The 13,544-nt window shown below is 64.0% G+C and carries 12 protein-coding genes; 1 reads left to right on the top strand and 11 read right to left on the bottom strand.

The window, feature by feature from the left end; all coding sequences use genetic code 11:
- Nucleotides 1–6: 6 nt before the first annotated feature.
- Nucleotides 7–1,956 carry an alpha/beta hydrolase gene (locus HWY05_RS08530; RefSeq protein WP_176058046.1) on the bottom strand — a complete coding sequence of 650 codons (1,950 nt, stop codon included), beginning with the start codon at nt 1,954–1,956 and terminating at the stop codon, nt 7–9.
- A gap of 162 nt (nt 1,957–2,118) precedes the next feature.
- Nucleotides 2,119–3,096 carry a glycosyltransferase family 2 protein gene (locus HWY05_RS08525; protein WP_176058045.1) on the bottom strand — a complete coding sequence of 326 codons (978 nt, stop codon included), beginning with the start codon at nt 3,094–3,096 and terminating at the stop codon, nt 2,119–2,121.
- Between the two features lie 276 nt (nt 3,097–3,372).
- Here HWY05_RS08525 and HWY05_RS08520 point away from each other — a divergent pair, with 276 nt between their 5' ends.
- On the top strand, nt 3,373–4,830 hold the full coding sequence (locus HWY05_RS08520) for an oligosaccharide flippase family protein (protein WP_176058044.1): 1,458 nt from the start codon (nt 3,373–3,375) through the stop codon (nt 4,828–4,830).
- Between the two features lie 41 nt (nt 4,831–4,871).
- Here HWY05_RS08520 and HWY05_RS08515 read toward each other — a convergent pair whose 3' ends face one another.
- The 9 genes from HWY05_RS08515 to HWY05_RS08475 form a co-directional block, all read right to left on the bottom strand.
- Nucleotides 4,872–5,588 carry an immunity 52 family protein gene (locus tag HWY05_RS08515; RefSeq protein ID WP_176058043.1) on the bottom strand — a complete coding sequence of 239 codons (717 nt, stop codon included), beginning with the start codon at nt 5,586–5,588 and terminating at the stop codon, nt 4,872–4,874.
- A gap of 8 nt (nt 5,589–5,596) precedes the next feature.
- Entirely contained in the window at nt 5,597–6,079 is a 483-nt protein-coding gene (locus HWY05_RS08510) for a restriction endonuclease fold toxin 5 domain-containing protein (RefSeq protein ID WP_347880802.1), read from the bottom strand.
- Nucleotide 6,080: 1 nt separating this feature from the next.
- On the bottom strand, nt 6,081–6,557 hold the full coding sequence (locus HWY05_RS08505; RefSeq protein WP_176058041.1) for a hypothetical protein: 477 nt from the start codon (nt 6,555–6,557) through the stop codon (nt 6,081–6,083).
- Entirely contained in the window at nt 6,550–7,053 is a 504-nt protein-coding gene (locus HWY05_RS08500; RefSeq protein WP_176058040.1) for a DUF4123 domain-containing protein, read from the bottom strand. The genes HWY05_RS08505 and HWY05_RS08500 overlap by 8 nt, the downstream gene beginning before the upstream one ends.
- Nucleotides 7,054–7,056: 3 nt before the next feature.
- Nucleotides 7,057–7,485 carry a PAAR domain-containing protein gene (locus HWY05_RS08495; protein ID WP_176058434.1) on the bottom strand — a complete coding sequence of 143 codons (429 nt, stop codon included), beginning with the start codon at nt 7,483–7,485 and terminating at the stop codon, nt 7,057–7,059.
- A gap of 202 nt (nt 7,486–7,687) precedes the next feature.
- Nucleotides 7,688–8,809: a glycosyltransferase family 4 protein gene (locus HWY05_RS08490; protein ID WP_176058039.1), complete on the bottom strand. Its 1,122-nt coding sequence runs from the start codon at nt 8,807–8,809 to the stop codon at nt 7,688–7,690.
- Complete coding sequence (locus HWY05_RS08485; RefSeq protein WP_176058038.1) at nt 8,806–11,187, bottom strand: hypothetical protein; 2,382 nt, start codon at nt 11,185–11,187, stop codon at nt 8,806–8,808. Before HWY05_RS08485 ends, HWY05_RS08490 begins: the two co-directional genes overlap by 4 nt.
- Before the next feature lie 13 nt (nt 11,188–11,200).
- Nucleotides 11,201–12,358 carry a glycosyltransferase family 4 protein gene (locus HWY05_RS08480; RefSeq protein ID WP_176058037.1) on the bottom strand — a complete coding sequence of 386 codons (1,158 nt, stop codon included), beginning with the start codon at nt 12,356–12,358 and terminating at the stop codon, nt 11,201–11,203.
- Nucleotides 12,355–13,533 (bottom strand): glycosyltransferase family 4 protein, encoded by a 1,179-nt coding sequence (locus HWY05_RS08475; RefSeq protein ID WP_176058036.1) that lies wholly within the window; start codon nt 13,531–13,533, stop codon nt 12,355–12,357. Before HWY05_RS08475 ends, HWY05_RS08480 begins: the two co-directional genes overlap by 4 nt.
- Between the last annotated feature and the right edge of the window lie 11 nt (nt 13,534–13,544).

Genomic DNA, 13,544 nt, shown 5'->3' with positions numbered 1-13,544 from the left:
GCGCAATCATGAAGCTTCTCCGAATAGACGAACCGCGCGCGCCCGCTTTACAAGCCATTGCGCGGCCCTCGACTGCCGCCAGCGGGAGCGCGTCGCACGCGCGTCGTGGGCTGGTTCGGTGTCGGTCCGCGCGATCCCGCTGAAGCTGTCGCGATAGAAATTCTCGAAGTACGACATCACGTTTTCCTGCGCGCTCGACGACAGGATCGCGTGATCGGTCCGCTCGCAAAACGCCGCGCGAACGTGATGAAAGCGCCGCAGCCGCGCACCGTGCGCGCCGAAGTGACATTCCAGTTCCTCGACGCCTTCGTCGAGCACGCCGTACACGAGACGGGTCTCGGCGCCTTTGGCATCGACCGCGGCAATCAGGCGGTGCGCTTCGCGCGCGCCCAGTTCGATGCCGCTCACGCGTTCGAGCCGGTCGGCCAGTGTCGCGGCGACGCGAGCCGTGAAGCGCGCCGTCAGTTCGCGCGCCACCGGCAAGCCGCCCGACTGCCCCTTCAGCACGCGCAGCCATTTACGCGGCTGGCACATGGAGCGCAGATAGCTGCGCGTCGAGCCGAAGGTTGCGGGCGCAACCGCCGGCTTGCCTTGCTCGTCGCAGAGGTTGCGCCAGGTGAACTTCTGCAGATTGACCAGCACCGCGCCGGTCACGGCGGGTTCGCGCGCGGCGGCATGCAGGCCGATGTACGCGCCCGCGCAAATGCCGAGCACCACCGCGCCGCGATGGCCTTGCGCGTTCAGCCAGCGGGCCGCGCACGCGGCATCGTCGACGCCTTCGGGCGCGTACAACGCGTCGAGGTTCAGGCCGTCGACGGAAGGCAGGCTGTCGCCCAGACCGCGAAGGTCGACCCGCAGCGAACTGATGCCCTGTTGCGCGAGACGCCGCGCGAAACGCACGCCGAGCCGCGCATTGCCGATTCGCGATACGGCGCCTGTATTGAGTAGCAACGCGGCCGGCGCGGTGGCGCTCGCATGCGCTTCGCAGCGCGCGGCCGGCGCGCAGTAGATGCCGAACAATCTGCCGCCGTCGAGCCAGACCGGCGTCTCGACCACGTTCGGCGCGACGGGATGGCCGGCGAGGTGGTCCGTTGCGTGAGTGGCCACATGAGTGACTGAATGAACAGCAGCGTGGTTCTCATCGTCGCCGACGTTCACGTTCACGCGCGCGCTCGCCACCGCGTTACCGTCACGATCCGTCAGCCAGTTTTCAATCGATGCGAACGCCGCTCGCGGAAGCTCGCTGTCGAGCGATTCCAGCATGAACTTGCTGTATTCGTCGAACGGCTGCCGTTCGACTTCGAGACCTTGCTCGCGATAGTGCGTGACCAGCGCGTCGACGCGTCCGGCGTCCAGCGAATCGAGCACAAGAACGCGCGCGGCGGGCTGCTCCGCGTCGCGTCGCAAGTCGACCGCGCGCAGACTCTCCAGCGTGTCCTGATAGAGACGAAAACCGTAGGCCTCGACGAAGGCGTCGGTATCGGGTTCATGAACGCAATCCATCGATGCCGGGATCGACAGCCACTGCCGGTAATGCGCGCGCAACTCACGCTGATAGTTCTTGCCGGACAGCACCGGCGCGAGCAGCACGAGGCCGTCCACGCCGCCGAGTTCCTGCGCCGCGAGCGCGGCCAGCGTGCCGCCCAGACGCAAGCCGCACAGGCTGACGCGCGCGACGCCGGTGGACTCGCGCAGCCACGCGACGGCCTCCTTGATGCTGTCGATCCACGCGCGCCAACGGCCGGGTTCGCTCGCGTCGCCGGCCGAGTCGCCGGTGCCGGGATAGTCGAAGCGCAACACCGGCATGCCGCGTTCGGCGAGTCGCTCGGCCAGTCTGCGCAAACCGCGATACGTGCAGAGCGCGTCATAACCGAACGGAGAACACAACACCACGCCATGCGGCCCATTCGCCGGATGGAACCAACCGAACTGACCATCGAAGACTACTGGCCTCACGCTTCGCTCCTCACTGTGCTTACCTTTCAAGCATTACAACAAACCTCATACCTATCCTCTGTACGCCTTGCCACATAGCCCCTGCTACTTCGAGGCGCGGGCGGCACGGATAGCGTTGTTGTGCGAAAGACGAGCTGCAATGAAACGATGCAAAAAATAGATTCAGCCGCCGTGCGGCGTACGCAGCGCGAACGTCGAACGGGCCGCTAGCAACACGTGATAGAAAAACCGCGCGCGCAGTCTGTCGCGCATCGGGTAATGCTTCGATAGCAGCACACGCCACGCGTTGGCCGGTTCGCCGGCTCGCGCATACGCGGACGCGGCGCGCGGCGCGACCCGGCGTAACGCGTCGTCGCGGGCGGCCTGCGCCGCGGCCGGCACGCGGCTCGCGCGCAGTTGCGCGAACGCGTGCATGGCAGGCAACGCATGGGTCGAAATGGACTGCGCCGTTTCGCGCGAGATCGACACGAATTCGTCCACGAAACAGATCGCGGCGGCGTCGACGCTCAGGCGCAGACCGAAATCGAAATCGCACGCCTCGCCCACTTCCGCCACCGTGCGATAGCCGATCCGGCGCGCCGTTAGGGTATCGACGAGGTAGCCGTTGTTCGGGAACATCTGGTCGATGCCGGCCAACGCGGGCACGGGCAGCCGGCCGGCGCGTTCCGGCACGCGCCGGTAGTCGACGTTCAGCCGTTCGGTGGCTTGCGGGCGCGGCGTGCCGTCGTCGGCGATCACACGCTGTTTGCCGAACGCGGCGGTCAATGCCGGGTAGCGCTGCCAGCACGCGTCCAGACAGGCCAATGCGCCTGGCTCGAGCAGATCGTCGTCGTGCAGCAGCACGAGCCTGGCGCCCTGCGCGCGTGCGAATAGCCGGTTGACGTTGGCCGCCTGGCCGAGCCGCGGCGTATTGCGTTCGTAGCGGATAGGCCGTGTGCTGCGCGAACGGCAGCGTTCCACGACGTCTTGCGCGCGATCGTCGGCCGAGTCGTCGCCAATGACGATTTCGAATTCGCCGTAGGTTTGCGCGAGACAACTGTCGATGGCCTGTTCGAGCAACGCAGGCCGGTTGCAGGTGGGAACGCATAGGGAGATCAACCGTGCGTTCAATCCACTCCCGCCGCTCTCGCCCTGCTTCATGGTCAAGCCCCGTTAAATAGCGGCACTGGGTGCCGATGCCGAGGGTGCCGAGGGTGTCGAAACGGCCCGGCCCTCTGTTGGCTACTCATTTAACCCTGGCGCATCGCAACTATCTGTACGGCCACCCACACAGGCACACGGGGCACCAGGGCACTATTCGGGGCTGCGACGGGCCGACGCCAACGTGCCACGCATGCCGCAGGGTGCGGCCGCGAACCGACGGCGTCCGGGACGCCCCCCACCATTGAAGGACTTCAGCCGCCGGACAAGCGCACCATGGAACGAAGTATCGTCAGGAACATCTTCATCAACTTCGCGGGAGCGATCGCACCGACCTTCGTTTCCCTGGTGACCGTGCCGGCGTACATCCACCTGATGGGCGTGGAGCGCTACGGGGTCATCAATCTGGTGTGGGCGCTGATCGGCTACTTCAGCGTGCTCGATCTCGGCACGAGTCTCGCGACGGAAAATCAGATCTCCAAGGCGCGCGCCGCCAACGACGATTCGATCGAGCGGATCTTCTGGAGCGCGTGGTTCATGAACCTGGGCACCGGCATTGTCGGCGGCCTGCTGATTTATCTCGGCACGTTCATTTACATCACGCACGGCGTAAAAATCGAACCCGAGTTTCAACGCGAAGTGATGGCGAGTTTGCCGTGGATTGCGGTGGCCGTGCCGATCGCGAACGTCTCGTGGGTGTTTGCCGGCGCGATCAACGGCGTGGAGCGTTTCACCAGTTTCAACATCAACCAGACGATCGGGACCGCGCTGTTTCAACTGCTGCCGCTGGCGGCGATTTTCTGTTTTTCGCCGTCGCTGGCGGTCGTGATACCGGCGGCCGTGCTGGCGCGTTTGATTGCCGGCGTGATGCTCGGCGCGGCCGCGTTTCGCGCCATCGGGATTCGACGTGTGCGGATGCCGCAATGGCGCGTGATGGCGGAGCTGTTTCGTTATGGCCGCTGGATGCTGCTGTTTTCCGGCGCCAACATGATTGCATCGACGCTCGATCGGGTGCTGGTGGGCGCGTTGCTCGGCGCGCGCTTCGTGACTTACTACGCGACGCCGCAGAACCTCATTACGCGTCTGAATCTGCTGCCGGTTGCGATGGTGCGCACGTTGTTTCCGCGTCTCTCGGCGGTGTCGCGCGCGGATGCGGATGCGCTCGCGCACCGGGCGCTCGCGTTTCTGAACGGCGCGTTCACGCCTTGCGTGATCGTCGCATTGTTCGCGCTGAAACCGTTTTTGATGCTGTGGCTCGGGCCGACGGTGGCGGCTGCGGCGCCGGTTGCGAGTGTGCTTGTGCTGGGGGTGTGGCTGAGTGGGCAGTCGGGCATTCTGGGGATTCTGATCCAGGCGCAGACTAGTCCGGCAGCTATTGCCGGGGTGAGCTGGATCGAACTACCGGTGTTCGCCGGCGCGCTGTGGTGCGGGATTCACTGGTTCGGGATCATGGGCGCGGCGGCTGTCGTGGTGCTGAAGAGTTTCTTCGACTATGCGGTGTTGCTGGTGTTCTCGCGGCTGCATGTGTGGTCCATTGTGCGCAATATGCTGGTTCATCTGATGTTCCTGCTTGTGGCGCTCGCGTTGGCCGAGACGATTAGCGCGCTGCCGGTGAGTATTCTGGCGGCGCTCGCGCTAGCGGCGGCGAATCTGGGGTTGTCGTTGCATGGGTCGAGTGAATTGCGTGGAGTGGTTTATAAGGTTTGGGCGCGGGTGACGTTGTCGATGAGTTAGTTTGTTTTTCCCGTGAGCGGACTGGTCGGCTGCCGTCTGGTTCAAAGGTCCACGTAGCGAGGTAGCAGATCCTGATCGACGAGGCGGATCTCGATGCGGTTGGCAATTTCGATGTGCTCGGGGTTGTCTATCGAGAAGACGGCGTCGGTTACGCTTATGATGATCGTGCCGGTCTGGTTCTTGCCATGCTCAGGGACAGGAATCAGCGCGCGAGCTTCCGGCACCTGTTGTGCGGTGATGAGCTTCGGCAGATAGAGCATCCAGCCGACGCCGGGTTTGTCGTCGAAGACGCGTTTTTCAAAATAGCCCTTTGGAGACACTCCCACGTATGCAGGATTAAATTCCTGCACAGTACACGTGACGATGCTGGCGACAGTCGTAAGCTCGGCCAGCGCATACTCTCCAAGCATCTCGACAACGAACAGATTCAACGCACCTGGGCGTCCCACGTGACACACCATACTGACCCCGGATGCCGCCGCGTCGCTCCCGTCCCAGATCGACACATAAGTCCGATTGGGTGAGTTCCGGAATTCTTCTTTTAGAACAGCAAGAGCGGCCGGTGACGCCCCACCTTCGTCGAACGCTGGGTACAGGCCGGCATCAGCCCGCGAGTTTCCTTTCAGACGCCATGTGTTCTTCTGAACATCGCCACGCTTCTGCGCTATCGAATCAATGATCGAACCGAGCCGGTTTAATACCTCCATGAAGTCAAGCGGTGACAGCGTCAGGTCCCGAAACTGCGCATTGATTTTCACGTGTTTCCTCATGACACGACAACTGATGGAACGCCATACTGAGTCAATACTTCAAGCATTTTTTGCCGCGTTTTAGGCCCTTGGAAGTACCACATCAGCCGGGCTGGCGGGTTCTCTGCCACGACTTCGCTCTGCGCCATGATCATTGCCGCCATATCGTCAAATCCCTTAAAAGACCTTACTGCCCAAGGCTGATCGACGAACTGGTCGTAATTGCCTTTAGCTTCCTGCAACAGGCATTCGGCAGGCTTGAAACCGTCGAAATCAATTTTCGACCAGTGCCATTCCTCGCTCCATCCTTCCGCGACGTTATACGGCCGGCCCGTAATACGGCCTTGATATTCTCGCGGTGCCGCATTCATGTAGTGCGATCGTCTGAGTGCAAGCCCTGCTTGTTCCGGCGGACATTTTTTGCAGCTCTCGCCAGTACGCGGGAGCGTTCGCACCGCAGGCGTGGCCTTGCTGTCCTCTTTCGACTTGTCACCCGACACGCTACCTGTCGCTGCCGTTATTGCACCACCCAATAAAGCTCTGCCAGCGCTCAACAAAACCGGCCCAAACTCCGCGACGGCGCTCTCCAGCAACGGCGCCAGTATCGTCCCCATACGTCAACCCTCCCACAAACTCAGGATGTTCAATTCGCCAGCGCAACACACACAGAAAATCATGAAACCGCGCGTCGGCCGAGCTAGCCGAGTTAGCCGAACGCTTGATCCAGCCACGCATCGCAGGCTTCTCATAGAAACCGGGCGAGTAAGCTTCGAGTCGCAGAAACTCGACGAGATGGGCATCTTCCCGAATACCGATTCCTCGCGCGACATTAAACGCACGCCACAACCGCGTCCAAAGAAAAACGGCATCCACCAGTTCCGGCTCTTCGCTCATCAGATCCTGCCGCACCCGCTCGACAAAACCTTTAGCGTCGATATCGGCAAGCGCCGCGACCTGTTCCGAAGTCAACTCAATCATCCGGATGCACCCTGATCAGTTCGCCATTGATCTGCACCAACCAGTCGAAGGCCGGCACAAAAAACGCCGCACGTTGCGACGACGACAACACCCGCGCGATATCGCCCAAAACGCGAGCGTCATAGAAGCGCAATAGCGCCGTGCCACCGTTCGGCATCCGCACGTCCAACCGCTCGCGCAATTCCCGCGTGAGCGATCGAAACTGATACGCCGTAGTGAGCCACGACACACCCGAAGCCCCCGCCGCAAGCTCCAGCAGTTCGTGCCGTATCGCCATCGAAGCATCTTCGAAATCGATCAGCCACGGCCCCGCATCGGCGAGAGAAGCGTCCGGCGTCTCATCGAATAAAGCAATCGCGGCGGAACTCCGTTCAAGCGCTGTCGCGCCGAACGCGTCGCCATAAAGCAGGCCGTCAATGAGTGCGTAGAGCCGAACCGGCAACGAGGTCTGTAGCCGACGCTGCGTCAGATAACTTTCGAGTGTCGACACCGGCATGCCCTACCCTCGCATCACGGTCGTCGCACCGCTTTCGGTAGCGGCTCTCAGGCATTCGACGCAAAGCGTCGGCGCAGAGCCGAACGATTGAACATCGGCCGATCGAGCATCGTCAGCGTCACCGCCGCCTCGATAAGCATCAACCTCACCGCTATCTTCGATTGTCATTCGGGACTGAGACGAGATCAGCACCGCGCCACAAGTGGTGCGCATGCCATCAACCGCCGTATCGCGCCCATGCATCCGATGCGAAAAACGACGCCCGAGCAAATCGTCCGAGATCGCAAACACACCTTTGCAAAGCGGACAGAGCACCTTGTGTCCGACGCCCGCTATTGCTCGTCCGTCGATCATTGATTTGTCGTTACCTTCGAGTACACGACCGCCGTGTGACGTCGTGTCACCCTCGCGAATGATGGCGCGTTTCACCACTGATTTTCCTTCGTTCGTCAAACAGGCGACGAAGGATTTCATAACGCAAACGGCCGCGCTACCTGCCTGGACTAGCAGGTAGCGCGGCCGTCTAGACCCGCTCCGTCTCAAACAAGAAACGCACACTTCAGAACAAACAAGATTGTTCAGTAATCCGTCTCACCAACACTCATAGCGCGTCTCTTTTCGAGCTAATTTTTACTCAAGACTTCTCAGGCACCGCGAGATTGGAAGTCACCATCGTCGCAAACCGACGCGGCTGGCAACTGGCCAACGTCCGTTCATAGATCGCGAGATATCCGTCGCTCACCTGCTGCACGCCGAATTTGTCGAGATTGAGCGGCGCTCGCGCGCACAACGTGGCGTGCGCATCGGCATCCGTCAACAAATGTCCGAGCGCGTCGGCCAGCGCAGCCGGATCGAGCACCGGCACCAGCACACCAGCCTCACCGCCATCGAGCATTTCCGGAATGCCTCCCACCCGGGTCGCCACAATCGCGCGCCCCGTCTCACGCGCTTCGCACAGCACGAGCCCCGCCGCCTCATAGTGCGAGGCCAGCACGAACACATCGGCCTGCGCGAGATACCCGCGCGGATCGGCCACGAAACCTTCAAAGCGCGTTTGCTCCGCGACACCCAACGTCACCGCGAGCGCTTCCATGGCCGCGCGATCGGGCCCATCGCCGACGAGATACAGCATCGCGTCCGGCACGCGTCGGCGCAACAGCGCGAACGCACTCAGCAAATCGCCGATGCCCTTGCGCTCATACATGCCCGACACCGTGACGATGCACGGATGCGCCAACTGCGGCGTCGACGCCACCGGCGTCCCGGTAAGCCGTGGCGTGCCGATCGTGCCGTTGCGCACGACGCTCAGCCGCTCACGCGGAATGCCGCGCCTCGCCATCGCGACGGCTACCGCGTCGCTGACCGCCACCACGTGATCGCCGACGCCCATCAGCGAAGCCGTGCGCTGAAACTCGTTATGCACTGTCGTGACCAGCACGAAGCGCCGGCTGAACGCGCTAAAACGTGCGATCAACGCGCCGGTCATCATGTGCGCATGCACGACGTCGGGATCGAACTGCGCGACCAGCCGCCTGAAAGCAGCCACCATCGCCGGCACACGGGACGGCTTGGGCGACTGCGGCAGCATCACGTGACGCACGCCGTGCCGCGCCAGCAGTTCCTCGAAACCGCCGCCCGCCGAGGCTACGATCACCTCGTGCCCGGCGCGCGCCTGCAGACACGCAAGGTCGATCATCACGTTGACGATGCCATTGCCGATACAGCGCGCGTGATTGGCGAGATGGATGATTTTCATGGGGTTTGCGCAACATTCGTTGAATGAGGTGGCGCGGCCGCTTGCGACGCAGCCGGTGGCATGAAGCGATACATCAGCGCTTTGCCGTACGCGTCTTCTTCAGCCAGCACGAGGTATTCGCCCGACGCGAGGCGGTGCGCGGTGAGCGGCATCGGCACATCGGCCCAGCCGCTTTTCGAGCCGACTTCCCGGCCGGGCGACAAACGGCCGACGTCGTGTCCCGTGGCGCGGTCGTAGACCCGCACGATTGCACTGCGCGTTTCGATCGCGAACACGTAGTCGCCCGCCACCGCGAAGCCGCTGATCGACGACCAGTCCGGCGAGCCGCGATCGGGCAAGCCGATCACATAGCGCAGCACCGGCTTGCCGCTCTTCCAGTGGTCGTAACGCGCGAGCTGCGAGCCCGCGCTATTCCAGTTGTCCTGCACGAACGGATGCGCGGGCGTCGAACCGGAGACGAACATCGTGTCGTCGTCGGGGAAATAATTCATCCGTGCGATCCGGTAGAACGGCGCGGGCGGCGGGTACTGCCGCATCGCCGAATAGCGGTAGATGGGATTGCCGGCGTGGTCGAAACCCTGCAACGGAAACTGGCGGATACCCTGCGATTCGGTGCCCTGCCAGATATCGCCATGACTATCGACCCACCACGCGCGCAGCGGCGGCGCGTTGGTGTTGCCAGTGTTCTGATCGAACGCGGACGCGGAGAAATCGCCCTTGCCGGTGGCGTCGCGCCAGATCCATTCGCCCTGCGGCGGCTGGTTGGGCGGCCACGTGCCATCGATATGCGCCTGCGAAAAGAGTCCCGACGGAATCGCGGTCTCGCGGTCGTCGGCGAAACGATAGATGCGCAGATACGACGAGTACATATCGGTTGTATAAAGCAGCCGATGGCCGCGCACGTCGCGCACCATCGGCATGCCGCGCTGACCGCCGAGATACAGATGAAAGTACGGGTCGTACGGATAGCGGAAACGGTCCGCCGTGTAACCGGCGTACGACCACTCTTCACCGGCGGGCCGCGACAGGTCGAGCGTGAAGCGCTTGCTGCCGGTGTAAATGGAAGGCGGCTCGCCGTCCACGAACTGCGCGCCGTCGACGAACAGCAGCCCTTGCAAACTGAAACGCTGCGCACCGTCCGGCGTGTAGCTTTCGAGCAGCGCACCGTCGAAGGTGCTCGGTCCCGCGCCGAACGGACGCGGGCCTGCGCCGTTCATCGACACGTAGAGGTTGCCCGCGCGATCCACGCCAACCCCAGTCAGTCCGTTGAAGCGCTGCGGCCCCGGCGCGCCGGCCCGGCCTGCATAGATGCCGCCCTGCTGGCCGAAGCTCGCCGACAGTTGCATGCCCTCGCCGGGTTGAGACGCCGCCGTGAAAATCAGTATCTGCTGACGCACGCCGTTATCAGCGACCAGCAGACGTCCACGCGTATCGACGGTCAGATCCACCGGCACCACACCGGCAGGCAACGCCAATTCACCGAGCCGAGCACCGTCGCGCGCATGGTGAACCACGCGCCGCGCACCCTCCGTGCGGCTGTTCTCGATGACCCACAGCGAACCGTCCGGCGCGAGCGCGAGACGGCCTGGCTCATGCACCGGAAAACTGCCGACCGGCTGCATGGTCTGCGCGTCGAACATCTGCACGCGATTGTCGAGCTGGTTCCCGACGAAGAGCCGTGTTTCGTCCGCGGCCAGGCCACGAATCGCGTAATCCCCCTTGGCCGGATACGCCGAAATCAGCAGATACGCGAGATGCCCGCCCGGAAATTTCACCTGCCCGGCAAACGGCACGCCGTCGCTGATATCCGCACGACTACGGCGCGCCACGCCGGTCCACTCTTCACCCTCGCGCGGTGTCGGCCGATGTTTGGCTTCCTCGTTGCCGAGGCTCACCACCGTCTGCGCGGTGTAGACGTATTCGTCGTTCACCGCGATCGCGTCGCCGCCCATCATTCCCCAGCCGTGCGACTCGCCGCCGTGCCTCACCAGTTCGCCGTTGCGGTATTGACCGAGTTCACCGCCGCCTTCGTCCCACGGCGCATTCGTGAAGACGTCGCCATTCGGTGCGACGGCGATCGCCTGCACGTCGATCTGCATCCAGCGCTTGTCCGCGTAGCCCCACGTATTGCCGACCCACGAGGTCCGATACGACAACGACGGATGCGCAAGCGCCGCCAGCGCTTCGGCCGCCGGCACAGCGGCGGAGGCGACGGTCAGCGCGCGCGCGCCGGCTGCCTCGGCAGCGCGCGCCAACGTCGCGCCCGCGCCGGTCACGGCACCGCCCGATCCGCCGGCGCTCAGCAGCACCAGCACCGGCAACGCCAGCGCCGCGGCGCACACCGCCCGTTCGAAAGTTTTGCGCGTGGGACGTCGCATGATCACGGCCGCGTCAGAACGCGTCGATCGCTTCGCGGTAGACGGCGGCGACCTGCGCGGCCACGACCGCCCGGTCGAAATGCTTGCGCGCATACGCGCGGCACGCCGCGTTGTCCGGCACCACGCGTTGGCCGAGCAGCACCTCCATGATGCCTTCGCCGATCGCCTTGAAGCCGCCCGACGGCAGCACCAGTTCCGCCGACAGCGGCGCCACCGCTTCGGGCAACCCGCCGACCGGCGTCACCAGCACCGGCGTGCCGGCCGCCAGCGATTCGATGGTAGTGAGACCAAAACCTTCGAGCGACACCGTCGGCACCACCGACAGATCGGCCGCGCGATACCACAGCGGCACTTTGTCATCCGCGACGAAACCCACGAGCTGAACGTTGCGCTCCAGCCCGCGCGCGACGATCCGCGCCTGCAACTGCTCTTCCAGCGGCCCAGTGCCCGCGATGGTCAGCAGCACGTCGGGCAGCTCGGGCTTGACGATCGCCATCGCGTCGATCAGATCCTCCAGCCCCATGCGCGACACGAGCCGGCGCATACAGAACAGCAGCGGACGATCCTGCGGCAAACCGAGCCGCTCGCGCGCCTTGATTTTCGTTGCGCGCACATTGAATCGCGCAACGTCGACGCAACCCGGCACCACGCGAATCCGTTCCTCGCGCACGCCATAGGTCTCATGAAGCAGTTGACCGAAGGCCCGCGACAGCACGATATGACGCGTCGCACCGCGATAGACGAACCGTTCGAGGGCGACACGCGCCGCGCGCGACCAGCCGCCGCCACCGCCGGGATACGATTCGGCCGCCCACGGCCCATGAAAATGCACGACCTTCGGCACGCGACGAAACACGCCGGCGGTCGGCGCCGCATACAGCGCGAAATGCGAGGCGACGACGTCGGGCATCTTCGCGGCGCGCAGCGCACGCGATTGCACCCGCGAGCCCCACAGCCGCGCGCCCAGTTGCTCCTGCACACCGGCGAACGCCAGCACGCGGCCGCCCGACGCGTCGAACACGCCGGGGCTGCCCGCCACCATGCCGCGCACGCTGACGCCCTGGTCGGGCAGCGTGTCGATCAAGGCCTTGAACATCCGATCGAGGCCACCGGGCCGCTCGTTGAACCAGTGCATGCCGATCTGCAGCGAATCGATTGAAGTCCCACTCATAATTTCACCGGCGCGCTCGCGCAGTTGGACGGCATCGCGTGGGCTGTGCGCCGCGCGTGTACCTGTTCATAGACGGCCAGATAGCGCTCGGCCATCGCGTGCCAGCTCAAGGTGCCGGCTACTTCGCGCGCGGCCGCGCCGAGGCTTCGCGCATAGGCCGGGTCGCCGGCCAGACGTTCGATCGCGGCGGCCAGCGCCGTCGCGTCGTTGGGATCGGCGAGCACCATGCCGCTGCCGGCGGTGATCACTTCCGCGCCGCCCGCGGTGCGCACGGTAATCACCGGCAAGCCGGCGGCCAGCGCTTCGAGCAACACCAGGCCCATCGGTTCGTAGCGCGACGGAAACACGAACGCATCGACCGAGCGCATCAGCGCGGGCATGTCCATCACCATGTCGGTGAAGTGGACCCGCTGCGTCAAACCGAGCGACGCCACCAGCGCCGGATACGGACTATTGTGCAAAATCCCGGCGACGGCGAGATGCACGTCGGCGCGGGTCTGCACGAGTGCGTGCAGCACGGTGTCGAGATTCTTGCGCGACATGCGCAGATCGCCCGCGAACAGCAGCATGAACGGTGCGGACGGCAAGCCGAAACGCTCGCGTTCCGGCGCACCGGGCGTGAATTCGCCGACGTCGACGCCGTTATGAATCACCTGCACGCGCGCCGCGCCGATGCCGAGCGCGCGCACCTCGCCGGCCACTTTCTGCGAGACCGGCACGATCACGTCCGCGTGGCGGAACGCCCATTTTTCGCAGGCGATATTCAGCAGCGTGTAGATCACCTGATACGCGTGATACAGGTTGTGCAGCAATCGAAACGGATAGAAGCCGCAGCGATACCAGCCGTCGTGGACGAAATGCGCCGCGTTGACATCCGCGCGCGCCCACGCGATAAAACCGTTCACGTGCACCACGTCGAACTCGTCGCGATGCGCGCGAATCCACGCGCCGCAGCGCCACGCGAACATCTGGTATTGCACGAGCTTGGTCGGCAGACGGCTGCCGGCAATCCGCACGAAACGCACGCGCGGATGCTCGATCAGTTCGGCGGCCGCTTCGGCGGCGAGCAGCGTCACGCTATGACCCGCCGCGAGCGCCGCCTGCACGATCTCGTAGTTGACTCGCCCTTGCCCATCGTTTTTACGCACGACATGGGTGACGATCAGAATCCTCATCCTGTGGTCCT

This window comes from Paraburkholderia sp. BCC1876 (assembly GCF_902833695.1).
Lineage (GTDB): Bacteria > Pseudomonadota > Gammaproteobacteria > Burkholderiales > Burkholderiaceae > Paraburkholderia.
This window is presented reverse-complemented; position numbering and strand designations above follow the sequence as displayed.